The organism is Nocardia sp. NPDC001965, assembly GCF_053594175.1.
The window spans coordinates 205,214-218,647 of sequence record NZ_JBSFDZ010000007.1; the positions used below are offsets into that span (position 1 = coordinate 205,214).

Annotated in this window: 15 protein-coding genes; 8 read left to right on the forward strand and 7 right to left on the reverse strand. The window is 67.7% G+C overall.

Annotated features, from left to right (window positions below; genetic code table 11):
- Positions 1–41 precede the first annotated feature (41 nt).
- From ACWCPQ_RS13905 to ACWCPQ_RS13920, 4 genes are all read right to left on the reverse strand, one after another.
- Positions 42–938, reverse strand: a complete 897-nt coding sequence (locus tag ACWCPQ_RS13905; RefSeq protein WP_449898281.1) for an RNA polymerase sigma-70 factor — start codon at positions 936–938, stop codon at positions 42–44.
- Between the two features lie 166 nt (positions 939–1,104).
- The gene (locus ACWCPQ_RS13910) at positions 1,105–1,218 is read right to left on the reverse strand and encodes a hypothetical protein (protein WP_449898283.1); all 114 of its coding nucleotides are present in this window, start codon (positions 1,216–1,218) and stop codon (positions 1,105–1,107) included.
- Entirely contained in the window at positions 1,185–1,394 is a 210-nt protein-coding gene (locus tag ACWCPQ_RS13915; RefSeq protein WP_449898450.1) for a hypothetical protein, read from the reverse strand. The genes ACWCPQ_RS13910 and ACWCPQ_RS13915 overlap by 34 nt, the downstream gene beginning before the upstream one ends.
- 74 nt (positions 1,395–1,468) lie before the next feature.
- Positions 1,469–2,653, reverse strand: a complete 1,185-nt coding sequence (locus tag ACWCPQ_RS13920; RefSeq protein ID WP_449898286.1) for an NAD(P)/FAD-dependent oxidoreductase — start codon at positions 2,651–2,653, stop codon at positions 1,469–1,471.
- A gap of 411 nt (positions 2,654–3,064) precedes the next feature.
- Between ACWCPQ_RS13920 and ACWCPQ_RS13925 the strand changes: the two genes are divergently transcribed.
- Positions 3,065–5,068, forward strand: coding sequence for a serine/threonine-protein kinase (locus ACWCPQ_RS13925; RefSeq protein WP_449898288.1), 2,004 nt, complete (start codon positions 3,065–3,067; stop codon positions 5,066–5,068).
- Positions 5,069–5,088: 20 nt separating this feature from the next.
- Here the strand turns inward: ACWCPQ_RS13925 and ACWCPQ_RS13930 are convergent, their stop codons facing one another.
- Both ACWCPQ_RS13930 and ACWCPQ_RS13935 read right to left on the reverse strand, forming a co-directional pair.
- Complete coding sequence (locus tag ACWCPQ_RS13930) at positions 5,089–5,547, reverse strand: hypothetical protein (RefSeq protein WP_449898291.1); 459 nt, start codon at positions 5,545–5,547, stop codon at positions 5,089–5,091.
- A gap of 337 nt (positions 5,548–5,884) precedes the next feature.
- Positions 5,885–6,046 (reverse strand): hypothetical protein, encoded by a 162-nt coding sequence (locus ACWCPQ_RS13935; protein WP_449898293.1) that lies wholly within the window; start codon positions 6,044–6,046, stop codon positions 5,885–5,887.
- 200 nt (positions 6,047–6,246) lie between these two features.
- Between ACWCPQ_RS13935 and ACWCPQ_RS13940 the strand changes: the two genes are divergently transcribed.
- Positions 6,247–6,699 carry an SRPBCC family protein gene (locus tag ACWCPQ_RS13940; protein WP_449898295.1) on the forward strand — a complete coding sequence of 151 codons (453 nt, stop codon included), beginning with the start codon at positions 6,247–6,249 and terminating at the stop codon, positions 6,697–6,699.
- Here ACWCPQ_RS13940 and ACWCPQ_RS13945 read toward each other — a convergent pair.
- Complete coding sequence (locus ACWCPQ_RS13945) at positions 6,674–7,720, reverse strand: beta-ketoacyl-ACP synthase III (RefSeq protein ID WP_449898297.1); 1,047 nt, start codon at positions 7,718–7,720, stop codon at positions 6,674–6,676. The genes ACWCPQ_RS13940 and ACWCPQ_RS13945 overlap by 26 nt on opposite strands.
- Before the next feature lie 257 nt (positions 7,721–7,977).
- On the opposite strand from ACWCPQ_RS13945, the gene ACWCPQ_RS13950 reads away from it, so the two are divergent.
- From ACWCPQ_RS13950 to groL, 6 genes are all read left to right on the forward strand, one after another.
- Complete coding sequence (locus ACWCPQ_RS13950; RefSeq protein WP_449898300.1) at positions 7,978–8,238, forward strand: GlsB/YeaQ/YmgE family stress response membrane protein; 261 nt, start codon at positions 7,978–7,980, stop codon at positions 8,236–8,238.
- Positions 8,239–8,381: 143 nt separating this feature from the next.
- A complete protein-coding gene (locus ACWCPQ_RS13955) occupies positions 8,382–9,107 on the forward strand; it encodes a phosphatidylserine decarboxylase (protein ID WP_449898303.1) in 726 nt (241 codons plus the stop codon).
- A complete protein-coding gene (locus tag ACWCPQ_RS13960; RefSeq protein WP_449898306.1) occupies positions 9,107–10,030 on the forward strand; it encodes a CDP-alcohol phosphatidyltransferase family protein in 924 nt (307 codons plus the stop codon). The genes ACWCPQ_RS13955 and ACWCPQ_RS13960 overlap by 1 nt, the downstream gene beginning before the upstream one ends.
- 63 nt (positions 10,031–10,093) lie before the next feature.
- The gene (locus ACWCPQ_RS13965; protein WP_449898309.1) at positions 10,094–10,852 is read left to right on the forward strand and encodes a Clp protease N-terminal domain-containing protein; all 759 of its coding nucleotides are present in this window, start codon (positions 10,094–10,096) and stop codon (positions 10,850–10,852) included.
- 167 nt (positions 10,853–11,019) lie between these two features.
- Positions 11,020–11,313: a DUF222 domain-containing protein gene (locus tag ACWCPQ_RS13970; protein WP_030524663.1), complete on the forward strand. Its 294-nt coding sequence runs from the start codon at positions 11,020–11,022 to the stop codon at positions 11,311–11,313.
- A 470-nt stretch (positions 11,314–11,783) separates the two neighbouring features.
- Positions 11,784–13,409: a chaperonin GroEL gene (gene groL, locus ACWCPQ_RS13975; protein WP_449898312.1), complete on the forward strand. Its 1,626-nt coding sequence runs from the start codon at positions 11,784–11,786 to the stop codon at positions 13,407–13,409.
- Positions 13,410–13,434 lie beyond the last annotated feature (25 nt).

A 13,434-nucleotide genomic window follows, 5' to 3' on the forward strand; every position in this document is an offset into this window, starting at 1 on the left:
GCCGTGAGGTGGCGCAGCGCCGGGGCCCGATCCGCGCTCGTTCATCGCAGGGTGAGCGGGGTCTCGGATTCGACGTGGGTCAGCTTCTCCGGGTTGCGAACGAAATAGAGGCCCGTGATGCGGCCGTCCTCGACGCGGGCGGCCATCACGCCGTCGAGCTCGCCGTCCAGGCGGAAGGCGAGGGCCGGGTTGCCGTTGACCACGGTCGGGTCGACGGTGAGGACGGCATCGGTTTTCGCGAGACCACCGACGAAGAAGCGGACCACCTTGTCGGCACCGACGATCGGCCGCAGCGCGGCCGCCTTGATGCCTCCGCCGTCGCTGACGACGACGACATCGGGGGCCAGCACGTCGAGCAGGCTCTGCAGATCCTGGGTTTGCAGCGCGCGGCGGAACGCCTCCAGAACCGCGCGGGTCTGGCCAGGAGTGACTGCTCGGCGCGGGCGGCGGGCTTCGACGTGGCGGCGGGCCCGGTGCGCGATCTGGTGGACGGCCGCGGGAGTTTTGTCGACGGCGGCCGCGATCTCGTCGTAGCCGACTCCGAACGCCTCACGCAGTACGAAGATGGCGCGCTCGGTCGGTGACAGCGTTTCGAGGACGAGCATCAGCGCCATCGACATGCTCTCGGAGAGCTCGATGTCCTGGGTCGTGTCCGGCGCGGTGAGCAGCGGCTCGGGTAGCCAGGGCCCGACATAGGACTCTTTGCGGCGCTTCATGGTGCGCAGCCGGTTGAGCGCCTGCCGGGTGGTGATCCGGACCAGGTAGGCACGCTGGTCGCTCACCTGCCCCGGCTCGACCTTCACCCAGCGCAGCCAGGTTTCCTGGAGGACGTCCTCGGCATCGGCCGCCGATCCGAGCATCTCGTAGGCGACGGTGAAGAGCAGGTTGCGGTGGGCGAGAAAAGTCTCGGTTGCCGGGTCGGTCGCGTGGTCGCTCATTGCTCAACTCCGCCCTTTCGGGGCATGCTCTGGATTTCGGTATGGTCGATTGTGTATGCCCACGAACGGGTTCTCTTCGATCGGTGACATCTTCGGTCAACCGGTGAAGGGGTCGACGACGAAGCGACCCAGGCGATGAAGGCTGCGAGCAGGAGATAGACCGCGTTCAAGGCGACGAGCGGGTATTGCCCGAGGCGCCGTGGGTGATGACGGCACCGACCATGAGCGCCGCCCAGCACACCGCGCTTACCGGCACCGTGACCGGTGCGATGTGGAGCACCGCGGCCAGGATCTCCAGGACTCCGAGAGTCCTGACGAAACCGGCGCCGGCGTACCGGGTCCATTTCCGCCGTCGTGCGCGGCCGATTTCTCCTTCGGAGTGAACGCTTTGGTGACACCACCGGCCAGGGCGACCGTGGCCAGCAGCGCGGTCGCGATCCACAGAGTGAGGTTCATGGGTTTCTCCTTGTTTGCGCCGATGGGTTCGGGGTGGAACCCATCGGCCGCGAATACTCGGCTTAACCGCCGGTTCAGTGGCGGACGGCCTCGCGGAGCTCGGTCCCCAGCAGGTGTCGACGCTTGTCGTCCTTGAACCCCCAGGTGAACGAGCCGGGTTGGGCGGCCTCGTGCACAAGTTCTTCGACTACACCCCGGCAGGCGCGTTCCTTGATCCCGGCAGCGAGGCGGCCACCGATGGAGAACCTGTTCGCGGTGTCGTCCTTGGCGGCGAGTTGCAGGGTCGCGGCGCGGCGGCCCAGGGCGATGCACTGGCCGAAGAACCCGATGTTGATGTCTGCGGGCCGGGTACCCGCGATCCGGGCCAGCACGGTGTCGGCGGCGTGCGCGCCCAGCGGCCGCGCGGTCTGGCAGCTCATCCGCAGCGGCCGGTCCGACGGTGCCGCCGAATCCCCGGCCGCGACGATGTGCATATCGTCCACGCTGGTCAACGTCTCGTCGGTGCGGAGGCGCCCCGCGGCGTCGGTGCTCAACCCGCTCCGGGTGGCCAGGTCCGGCACACTGAACCCCGCCGTCCAGATGGTCACCGCGCTCGGCAGTGCGCGACCGCCGCCGAGCCGGACGGTATCGCGGGTCACCGAGGTCACCCTGGCCTCGCCGCCTTCGAGCACGGTCACCCCGAGCCGGGCCAGCCGCCCGGCCACCGAGCGCCGAACCCGTGGATGCAGATACGGGCCGAGTACCCCGCCGCACACCAGCGTCACGACGCGACCCTGCTCTGCCAACTCGGCGGCGACCTCGATGCCGGTCGAACCGCCTCCGACGACTGTCACCGCGGCCGTGGCGGGTGCGGATTCGAGGACTCCCCGCAGCCGCCGCGCTTCCTCCAGGCCGGCGATCGGGTAGGCGAATTCGGCCGCTCCGGGCACGTTCGCGTCGGCGCTGCCACTGCCCACCGCGTAGATCAGGTAGTCGTAGCCGACCGTGCCGCCGGCCGCCGTCGCCACGCGCTGTCCGGCTGCGTCGATCCGTTCCACGGTGTCGACCACCAGCCGAACGCGCTCGCCCAGGACCTGCCGGTAGTCGACGACCGCCTGGTGTGACCCACCCACGACTTGGTGCAGGCGGACCCGCTCGACGAAATTCGCGCGCGGGTTGACCAGCGTCACTGTCAGGTCGTTGCGCTGTGTCAGGCGATTGGCCGCCATGACCCCGGCGTAGCCGCCGCCGATCACGACCACATCGATATGCCCAGTCATGGTGTCTCCTTTGTTCGAGGGGTCGGGCACAAGACACCGCGCGACCGGAGATTCTGACAACATGTGAGCTGAATCACTTGGTGGGTGCTCGGTAGGCGGACCGGTTCCGGCCCGGTCGCTGCGCTTCCCGGTCTTCCCGGGTGGCTCGTCCCGGCACCACTGTTGCTCGGTGGAGAGGTCTCCGGCGTGTACTCGGCGAGCACGATCACGGCCGATGCCCCGGCCGACGACATATTCGCGCGCTGCGGAGGGCCCGGTGAGTTCGCCTGCACCGGAGCTACGCCGATCGGATCCGCATACGATGCAGTCGCGGGCGCCCCGCGACCAGGTTCCGTTGGTGCGCCGCGGTGTACGGGAAACCCTGGGTCGGTCCGGGGTGCCGGGTCGGAGCTGCCCGGTCGGAGAGGAACGATGGACGAGGTTTTCGGGCGTTACCGGTTGCGGGAGAAGATCGGTGAGGGCGGGATGGGCCAGGTCTACCGCGCCTACGACACGGTCACCGAGCGTTTCGTCGCGGTGAAGGTACTGCCCGGGCATCTTTCGGCCGATCCGGGTTATCGCGAGCGGTTCCGTCGCGAAGCCCATGCCGCTGCCCGGCTCCGGGAGCCGCATATCGTGCCCATTCACGATTACGGCGATATCGACGGCCGCCTGTTCCTCGATATGCGGCTGGTCGACGGTGCGGATCTGAAGAATGTCCTGGACCGGGTGGGGCCGTTGGCCCCGGCGGTGGCGGTCCATATCGTCGAGCAGGTCGCGGCCGCGCTGGATGCCGCGCACGCCGAGGAGTTGGTCCATCGGGATGTCAAACCCTCCAACATCCTGCTCGCCGAGCGCGATTTCGCCTATCTGATCGATTTCGGTATCGCCCGTTCCACCGCGGATACCGGGTTGACCAGTACCGGAGTCGCTGTCGGGACCATCGCCTACATGGCACCCGAACGGCTGAGCGAAGGTCGTGCCGATCGGCGGGCCGATGTCTACGCCCTCGCCTGCGTTCTGTACGAATGCCTCACCGGTACCAGGCCGTTCGGGGGCGACAGCCTCGAACAGCAGATCGCCGCCCATCTCACCGCGCCGCCGCCGGAGCCCAGCGCCTCCCGGGCGGCGCTACGGTCGTTCGACGAAGTGATCGCGTGTGGGATGAACAAGGATCCCGCCCGGCGGTACGGCACGGCGGGGGAGCTCGCCGACGCCGCCCGGGCCGCGTCGGATGGCCCGGGCGCTGCCGCCGCGCCCACCGCACATATCGGAGGGGTCCCGGGCGCGCCGCGCTGTTCGCGCACCGCGGCCACTCTTGCCGCGCCGATCGGTGGTCCCGGATCCCGGGAATCGCAGGCAGTGGCCGATCGGCCGGAGCAGCCCGCCGCTGCCGACCGCCCGAATGCCGGATCCGCCGCGGGGAGCGGCGGCGAGCGATCCGCTGCGGAACTCGTACTCGTCTGCGTGGCACTCGTCGTCGCCGCGGTGGTCGCCGTGGTGGTGGTCGCCACGTCGAGTTCGGACGAGAAACCCGCCGTCGCCGTCACCGGTACGGTCCGGCTCGCCGGTTCGGCGGATGGAATCGCGGTGGACCCTTCAGCGGGCCGGCTGTATGCCAGCAGTGGTCCCGACGGTTCGGTGTCGGCGATCGATACGGCCACGAATACCGTTGCCGCGAAATTCCCGGCCGGTGCCGAGCCGGGCGCCATCGCGGTCGATCCCGCGACGCACACCCTCTTCGTCGCCGATGAACAGAACAATTCTGTCGCGCTGGTCGATCCCGCGACTCGGGCGGTGCTCGGGGTGGTTCCGGCCGGTTTCGCGCCACTGGACCTGGTCCCGGACCCGTCGGCCCCCGTGCTGTACGCGGTCGGCAGCAGCAACGTGATCGCGATCGACACCCGCACCCGTGCGGTGACGGCGACCGTCGACGGTCATTTCTCCTCCACGGGGCAGGCGGCCCTCGACCCGGCGGCACATACGCTCTATGTGGCGGCCGACGACGGTCTGACGGTGATCGATACCCGCACCCATCTCGTCAGCGCGACGATCGAGCTCGGCCGGTCCACGAACGCACTGGATGTGGTGGTCGACCCGGTCACCGACAACATATACGCCACTGTCATGACCGAGACCGATGCCGATGACGAGCGATCCCTGGTGATCGTTTCCGGGGAATCGCGCCAGGTCCTCAGGTCGGTCCCGGTGAGCGGTAATGCGCTGGATCTCGCGGTCGATCCGGAGTCGCACACCGCGTATGTCGTCAACTACAACAATGTCGAGGTGATCGATACCGAATCGGGGACGGTCACCGCGACCGTCGAACTCGGATTCGACGGTACAGCGGTCGATATCGCGATCGATCCCGCCGCCGACAAGGCCTACATCGCTTTCGATGCGGGCAACGAGGTGATGGTGATCAGCGGCAGCTGAGCACCGGATATCCGGTGGTCTCAGCCGTTGACGACGATCCCCGCGACCACGGCGACCAACTGGTCGGCCAGTTTCTCGGAGTTGCAGACCAGTTTGGCGGTGCCGAGCGCGGCGTTCGGATTGCCCACGAACGCGCTGTCGGGGTTCTCGGCGAGGATCTCGCCGACCAACTGCTGCTGCTGCGGTTCGTCGAGCGCTTTGAACTGTCCACAGGTGGTGTCGGACGGACGGTCCGAGGCGGGAGCGTCGTCGGCGGAATCGTCCTCGGGTTCGGTGGTTTCCGGCGACTGCTCAGGGGTGTTGCCGTCGCGGGGCGCGGTGGTCTCGGCACCGGATCCCGTGCTCGATGTCGTCTGCGCGGCGGCGGTGTTCTTACGCAGACCCGAGGCCTCGGCCGGTTCCTCGTTCGACGAGCAACCCGACAGCACCAGCGCCGCGGCGGCGGCAGCGGTGACGACAACAGTTGAGATTCGCTTCATAACGCATTCCCCGGTGGTCAGCCACGCCGGAGCCTCCGGCGCGACCAGCAGCGTACCGGGTGGTGCGCGATGGCCCCCGGTGCTCCTGTCCATTCCGGACAGCCGGAATTCACGGCCGGGTTCCACCCCGGTTCTGAAGTGGCCCGAGGAGTGCGGCGTCCGAGCGTATGCAGAATCCATCCACAGGCCCGAGGCCAGAGACCACCGAGCCCCACCCGATTCACAGTGCACTTACCGCGGCCGGTCGAGGCTCATGCCCCCCCACACACACAGCTTCTGTCTTCCTCGAATGGGCCCCGACCCTGCGACGCCGGAGGCGGCGCCATCAACACAGCGATCAAACGCGATGCCGTAGGACCATATCCAGTTCGGTAGGGGTGAGCAGGCGTTCCAGCCGTTCGTCGATCTTGGCGTTTCCAGCAGGATCATCGGGTTCGAGTGCCGGGAGTTGCGGCAGTCCCTCGGTGGTCTGGCGGCGCAGTAGCGAGCGAAGGTTCACGGCCCATCACCTTACGGTAGCTGTGTATTTGCTGGCGACGTGTCTTGCTTGCGGTGGCGTGTACGGCAACCGATGGGGTCCCGCAATCGATTCTGCTTCCGGATCGGCCGTATCGATACTCGACGAGGGAAAATGTGACCGAGCCGTCGCCAATCGCTACCCTTTCTGATACTTGGAGTTTCATCTACCCGGAGGCAACGTTGCCGAAAAACCTGGAAGCCAGTATCGATATCGCCGCGTCGCCCGAGCGGGTCTGGGCGGTACTCGCCGACCCGAGCCGGATGCCGGAGTTCAGCCCCCAATGCGTGCGGATGATTCCGATCGGCCGGCCGAAGGCGGGCACGCTGACGGTCAACCTCAACCGGGACGGCTGGAAGTTCTGGCCGACGACCTCGCGCATCCTGCGCTATGAGAAGAACAGCGCACTGGCTTTCCGGGTCACCCAGAACCGGACGGTGTGGACCTACACCCTCGAGCCGACCGAGAGCGGAACCCGCCTGATGGAACGCCGGGACGTCCCCAACGGCACCACCTGGGTATCGCGAACCCTGATCGATGCGGTGCTCGGTGGGGAGTCTGCGTTCGAGGAGAATCTGGTACGGGGGATGAACGAATCCCTGGCGAAGATCAGGACAGCGGTCGAGTCGAACTGAATTTCGGCAAGGTCACGACCTGGGCCGCGTAGGAGAGTCCGGCGCCGAAGGCGATGAGCAGCGCGGTATCGCCCGGCGCGGACTGTCCTGTGCGCAGCAGCGTCTCCATGGCCAGCGGAATCGAGGCTGCTGAAGTGTTGCCGGTCTCCTCGATATCGTTGGCCAGCGCGCAATCCTCCGGCAGTTTCAGCACCCGCGCCATGATCTCGATGATCCGGCCGTTGGCCTGATGCGGGATCATCGCATCGAGGTCTTCGGTGGACAGGCCGGCCCGGTCGATGGCGTCGCGGCAGACCTTCTCCAGGGAATGCGCGGCCCACCGGAATACCGCCGTGCCCTCCATCGCCAGGTAGGGACGGACGGCGTCGGTGCCCTTCTCCTCGATCTCGGCGAAGAACTCGACCCAGTCCTTGTCCTGCCGGATCGCCCGGTGCTGGGTGCCGTCGGAACCCCAGACGGTGGGTCCGATGCCCTGTTCCTCGGCCGGTCCCACCACCACGGCGCCCGCACCGTCGGCGAACAGGAAGGCGGTGCCGCGGTCGGCCGGGTTGACCGTATCGCTGAGCTTCTCCACACCGATGACGAGCACATGGGACGCGGTGCCCGCGCGCACCAGGTCCGAGGCCATGGCCAGGCCGTGGCAGAAACCGGCGCAGCCGGCCGAGATGTCGAAGGCCGCGGCACCGCCTGTGCCGAGCTCGGTGGCGATTCGCGGTGCGGCCGCGGGAGTCAGCAGGAGATGGGTCGAGGTGGCCACGATCACGCAGTCGATCTGGTCGCCGGCGATTCCGGCGGCATCCAGGGCGCCGCGACAGGCTGCCACGCTCATCGATTGGATGGTTTCGGTGTCGTCGGCGAACCGGCGCGTGCGGATGCCCGAGCGGGTCCGGATCCACTCGTCGCTGGAATCGATGGGTCCGGCCACCTCGTCGTTGGTCACGACCCGCGCCGGACGGTACACGCCCAGCCCCAGGATCGCGGTGTGCTGCGCCCCGGTTGTCTGGGCGATCTGAGTAGCCATGGTGCTTCTCCTATGTACCTGCGGCCGTCCGCCGCGAGGGTTGACCCGATTTCGATGTGGATTCCTCATCCGTCGGCCGTGTGGGGGCGGCCACTGGGCAATCCGGAGACATGAGGCACCCTCATATTATCTCCATGTTCGCGAGACGGCACTGCATATTCGATATTCACCGGGTTATCGGCGCCCGGTCCGGGTATTGCGGCCGTACGCGTCCGCGGCCGCGGATGTGCAACCGGAGAACAAGCGAGGAACAACTCATGCTCGGTCTCGGCATCATCGGCTGGATCATCATCGGCGGTATCGCCGGGTGGATCGCCAGTAAGATCATGAAAACGGATGCGCAACAGGGCATTCTGCTGAATATCGTGGTGGGTATCGTCGGCGGTCTGCTCGGCGGCTTCCTGCTCTCGGTATTCGGTGTCGACGTGAACAGCGGAGGCTGGTGGTTCAGCTTCTTCACCTGTCTGGCAGGCGCTGTGATCCTGTTGTTCCTGGTGAAGTTGGTCGTCCGGAGGTAGCCCTCGGTTCGACACCCGGTGCCACGGGCCTGTTCGGCGTAAGGTGTGAACGCTTGCGCCGACAGGCTCGGCCGGTACCCGTGTGGTAACCCGGCCGCCACCCCGGGTCTGCGCAGATCGAACCGAGTACGAAAGAGGAATAAGTGGCACGCCGTCCCACTCCGCCCGGCACACCGCAAACCACCGGCCCGGCCCATCTGGCCGATCTGGTGCGCAGTGCGATCCCGCCGATGCATCCGGCCGGATTGCCCTTCGTGGCCGTTCCGCTGGGCGTCGCGGTCCTCGGACGGCGCCGCCGCTGGGTCCGCCGGATCGCGGTCGCGGCCGCCGCGGCGAGTGCCGCCTTCTTCCGGCATCCTCATCGCGTTCCCCCGAACCGGCCCGGCGTCGTGGTCGCCCCGGCCGACGGTGAAGTCGCGCTGGTCGATACCGCGGCACCGCCGCCCGAGCTCGGCCTCGGCGACGAACCGCTGCCCCGGGTGAGCATTTTCCTGTCGGTTCTGGACGTGCACGTCCAGCGGACGCCTGTCTCCGGTGTGGTGCGCGACGTGCAGTATCGGCGCGGGCAGTTCAAATCCGCCGATCTGGCCGATGCGAGCGAGGTCAACGAACGCAGCAGCATGCTGATCGACACGGCCGACGGGCAGCAGCTCGTGGTGGTGCAGATCGCCGGGCTGCTGGCCCGCAGGATCGTCTGCGACGCCGCCCCCGGCGACCGGATCACCATCGGCGACACCTACGGCCTGATCAGGTTCGGCTCCCGCGTGGACACCTATTTCCCGGCCGGGACCGAATTGCTGATGAATATCGGGCAGCGGACGATCGGGGGGGAGACGGTACTGGCGGTCCTGCCGTCGGCTGACGCGTGATGGAGCAGGTCATCGAAGGCAGGCGGCGTCGATCCATCCGGCTGCTGCCCAGTATCGTCACGATCCTGGCGCTGTGTTCGGGAATGTCCGCGGTGCGATTCGGCCTGGAGGGCGAGCTGAAGATAGCGCTCGCCATGATCGGCGCGGCCGCGGTACTGGACACACTCGACGGCCGCCTGGCCCGGTTGCTGTCGGCTACCACCAAGATCGGCGCGGAGCTGGATTCGCTCTCCGACGCCATCTCCTTCGGGGTGGCCCCCGCCCTGGTGCTCTATGTGGTGATGTTCGACGGCGAGAGCAGCGGTTCGGGGTGGATCATCGCACTGCTGTTCGCGGTGAGCATCGTGCTGCGCCTGGCCCGGTTCAACACACTGCTGGACGACGACACCCGGCCGGATTGGGCCCGGGAGTACTTCGTCGGGGTCCCGGCGCCGGCGGGCGCGCTGATCGCGATGGCGCCGATCGCGGTGTACGTGCAGTTCGGCGACGGTTGGTGGACGAGTTTCCCGGTGGTCGCGGCATGGACCGTCTTCGCCGCCGCGCTGTGTGTCAGCACCATTCCGACGCTGGCGCTGAAATCGGTATCGGTGGCCCCGCAGGCGGCCGCCGGCCTCCTGGTACTGGTCGCGCTGGCCGGTGCCGCGCTGATCACCTATCCGATCGTGCTGCTGCTGGTGCTGATCGTCGTGTATCTGGGACATATCCCGTTCGCCTGGTACTCGCAGCGCTGGGTGGCGGCCCGGCCGGAGACCTGGCAGTACAAACCGGCCGAGCGTCGCGCGCAGCGCCGTGCCGACCGCCGGCTGCCTGTGCTGCGCCGACCGGAGATCCGCCGCCCGGCGCTGCGCCGGCCCGATATCCGGCGGCCGGTACTACGCGGGGATTCACGGCTGCGGTTGCGTCGCCCCGGTGGGCGGAACTAGGCGATTCCGCCTGCCGTCAACCTATGGTTGACGATCTTCGGATCGTCAACCTATAGTTGACGAATGACGACAGTACGTTTGGACGACCTCATCGAGGTCATCAAGAAGGCTCGTCCCGACAACGCCCTGGAACAACTCTCCGACGCCGTGGTCACGGCCGGGCACCTCGGCGAACTCGCCGACCACCTGATCGGGCATTTCGTGGACCAGGCCCGCCGGTCGGGCGCCTCGTGGACCGAGATCGGCGCGAGTATGGGTGTCAGCAAGCAGGCGGCTCAGAAGCGCTTCGTGCCCAAGCCCCCGGGTAACCCGGCCGCCGAGATGGAGCCGAGTGCCGGTTTCGCGAAATTCACCGACCGGGCGCGCAAGGTGGTCGTCGCCGCCCAGGAGGCCGCCAATCGCACCGGCAGTGCCGAGATCTCCGTCGGTCATCTGGTGCTGGGTCTGCTCAGCGAGGCCGACGGTCTGGCCGGTCATCTCATCGTCGAACAGGGAGTCGCCCTCGCCGACCTGGGGAGCGCGGTGATGGCCGCGGTGGGCGCGGACGAGACGGCTTCCCCCGAGGCGCTCACGGCCGCCATCGCGACGGGCAAGATGAGCGGGCTCGTGCCGTTCGACGCCGAATCGAAGAAGGCGCTGGAACTGACATTCCGCGAGGCGCTGCGACTGGGTCACAACTACATCGGTACCGAGCACATCCTGCTCGCCATCCTCGAGCACGAGAACGGCTCGGGAATCCTGTCCGATGCGGGGCTGCGCAAGGAGCCTCTGGAAACCCGGTTGCGCGAAGTCCTCCAGCAGATCGTGGCCGCGAAGGAGTGAGGACGGCGCGGTCGCCGTGGCGTCCGGGACTCGGGGGGGGTGGGCGATACGGCCCGCCCGGGCCGGCCGTGATCTTGTGCGGCCGCCGCCCGCGCACCGACCGGGGTCGCCATGGGAGAAGGCTCGGGTGCGCTCGATCCGGGCCGGTATCCCGGTAATCTATAGCAATGGCGGATGAAACGGACTCCGACCTGGTGGCCGGTGAGCACCGGGACGATCTGCTGCGCGCACTGACCTATGTCTCCACCGAATCGCTGTCGGACGGGAGCTATGTGGTCAACGGTGACCTACCGCCCGAGGTCGCGCCGCCGTTCATTCGCGCCATCATGCGGGTCGAGGCCGAGCTGCTGTTGCACGATGCCGAGTTCGTCACCATCGACGAGGGTGAGCCGCGCACCCCGGAGGAGCGGCGGGCGGATGCCTTTCTGGCTCTGGCCCTGCGGGTCACCGACAGTCTCTGAGCCGTATCTCCCGTCACCGCCGCCACAGCCGGTACGGAACCGCCGAATTCGCTGCCCACCTCCCCGAATTGCGCAACCGATGGTCGGGGCCCGCCCCGGTTCTGGAGCGACGGAGCGGGGGAGCGAAGCGGAGGAGCGTAGGAGTGAAGAACCGGGGTCACGAGGGCCCCGACTCCGCGGCGCCGAAGGCGACGCCATGGATACAGCACCGGGGTCACGAGGGCCCCGACTCCGCGGTGCCGAAGGCGACGCCATGGATACCGACCTTGCACTCGGCATCGGCGAGTGCTAAAAATGGCTTTGGCACTCCCCACCGGAGAGTGCCAAGGTCGGGACGGTGAGATCGGGTACCACGACACCCCTGGTCGTCCGTCGCGGGCACCGAGCCTGGCCACAAGCGTAGCTAATGGGTGATCCGACAATGCGGTCATCCAGTGTGTCAGCCTCATTACTTGGAGGATCTCACCGCAATGGCCAAGACAATTGCGTACGACGAAGAGGCCCGTCGCGGCCTCGAGCGGGGCCTGAACAGCCTCGCCGACGCGGTCAAGGTGACGCTGGGGCCGAAGGGCCGCAACGTCGTGCTCGAGAAGAAGTGGGGCGCCCCCACGATCACCAACGATGGTGTGTCCATCGCCAAGGAGATCGAGCTCGAGGACCCGTACGAGAAGATCGGCGCCGAGCTGGTCAAGGAAGTCGCCAAGAAGACCGACGATGTCGCGGGCGACGGCACCACCACCGCCACCGTGCTCGCCCAGGCGCTGGTGCGCGAGGGCCTGCGCAATGTCGCGGCCGGCGCGAACCCGCTGGGCCTGAAGCGCGGCATCGAGAAGGCCGTCGAGGCCGTCACCGCCAAGCTGCTCGACTCGGCCAAGGAGGTCGAGACCAAGGAGCAGATCGCCGCCACCGCCGGTATCTCCGCGGGCGACCCGTCCATCGGTGAGCTGATCGCCGAGGCCATGGACAAGGTCGGCAAAGAAGGCGTCATCACCGTCGAAGAGGCGCAGACCTTCGGTCTGTCGCTGGAGCTCACCGAGGGTATGCGCTTCGACAAGGGCTACATCTCGGGCTACTTCGTCACCGACCCCGAGCGTCAGGAAGCGGTCCTCGAGGACCCCTACCTGCTGCTGGTCGGCTCGAAGGTCTCCACCGTCAAGGACCTGCTGCCGCTGCTGGAGAAGGTCATCCAGGCCGGTAAGCCGCTGCTGATCATCGCCGAGGACGTCGAGGGTGAGGCCCTGTCGACCCTGGTCGTGAACAAGATCCGCGGCACCTTCAAGTCCGTCGCCGTCAAGGCCCCGGGCTTCGGTGACCGCCGCAAGGCCCAGCTCGCCGATATCGCCATCCTCACCGGTGGCGAGGTCATCAGCGAAGAGGTCGGCCTCTCCCTGGAGACCGCCGGTATCGAGCTGCTCGGCCAGGCGCGCAAGGTCGTCGTCACCAAGGACGAGACCACCATCGTCGAGGGCGCGGGCGACGCGGAGGCCATCCAGGGCCGCGTGGCGCAGATCCGCACCGAGATCGAGAACTCGGATTCGGACTACGACCGGGAGAAGCTGCAGGAGCGTCTGGCCAAGCTGGCCGGCGGTGTTGCGGTCATCAAGGCCGGTGCCGCGACCGAGGTCGAGCTCAAGGAGCGCAAGCACCGCATCGAAGATGCTGTGCGCAACGCCAAGGCCGCCGTCGAAGAGGGCATCGTCGCCGGTGGTGGCGTGGCCCTGCTGCAGTCGGCTCCGGCTCTGGAGGACCTGAAGCTCGAGGGTGACGAGGCGACCGGCGCGAACATCGTGAAGGTTGCGCTGTCGGCTCCGCTGAAGCAGATCGCCTTCAACGCCGGCCTCGAGCCCGGCGTGGTCGCGGAGAAGGTTTCCAACCTGCCCGCCGGCCAGGGCCTCAACGCCGCGACCAACGAGTACGAGGACCTGCTCGCCGCCGGTGTCGCCGACCCGGTCAAGGTCACCCGCTCGGCTCTGCAGAACGCGGCCTCCATCGCGGCCCTGTTCCTCACCACCGAGGCTGTTGTCGCCGATAAGCCGGAGAAGGCCTCGGCCGCCCCGGCCGATCCCACCGGCGGCATGGGCGGCATGGACTTCTGAGTCCTGCCACCCGGCAACTTCTTTC

What these genes read in the sequence shown, in the direction of transcription:
- ACWCPQ_RS13905 (WP_449898281.1), bottom strand. Translation starts at nt 938, where the DNA reads ATGAGCGACCACGCGACCGACCCGGCAACCGAGACTTTTCTCGCCCAC.
- ACWCPQ_RS13915 (WP_449898450.1), bottom strand. Translation starts at nt 1,394, where the DNA reads ATGAACCTCACTCTGTGGATCGCGACCGCGCTGCTGGCCACGGTCGCC.
- ACWCPQ_RS13920 (WP_449898286.1), bottom strand. Translation starts at nt 2,653, where the DNA reads ATGACTGGGCATATCGATGTGGTCGTGATCGGCGGCGGCTACGCCGGG.
- ACWCPQ_RS13925 (WP_449898288.1), top strand. Translation starts at nt 3,065, where the DNA reads ATGGACGAGGTTTTCGGGCGTTACCGGTTGCGGGAGAAGATCGGTGAG.
- ACWCPQ_RS13930 (WP_449898291.1), bottom strand. Translation starts at nt 5,547, where the DNA reads ATGAAGCGAATCTCAACTGTTGTCGTCACCGCTGCCGCCGCCGCGGCG.
- ACWCPQ_RS13945 (WP_449898297.1), bottom strand. Translation starts at nt 7,720, where the DNA reads ATGGCTACTCAGATCGCCCAGACAACCGGGGCGCAGCACACCGCGATC.
- ACWCPQ_RS13950 (WP_449898300.1), top strand. Translation starts at nt 7,978, where the DNA reads ATGCTCGGTCTCGGCATCATCGGCTGGATCATCATCGGCGGTATCGCC.
- ACWCPQ_RS13960 (WP_449898306.1), top strand. Translation starts at nt 9,107, where the DNA reads ATGGAGCAGGTCATCGAAGGCAGGCGGCGTCGATCCATCCGGCTGCTG.
- ACWCPQ_RS13965 (WP_449898309.1), top strand. Translation starts at nt 10,094, where the DNA reads ATGACGACAGTACGTTTGGACGACCTCATCGAGGTCATCAAGAAGGCT.
- ACWCPQ_RS13970 (WP_030524663.1), top strand. Translation starts at nt 11,020, where the DNA reads ATGGCGGATGAAACGGACTCCGACCTGGTGGCCGGTGAGCACCGGGAC.
- groL (WP_449898312.1), top strand. Translation starts at nt 11,784, where the DNA reads ATGGCCAAGACAATTGCGTACGACGAAGAGGCCCGTCGCGGCCTCGAG.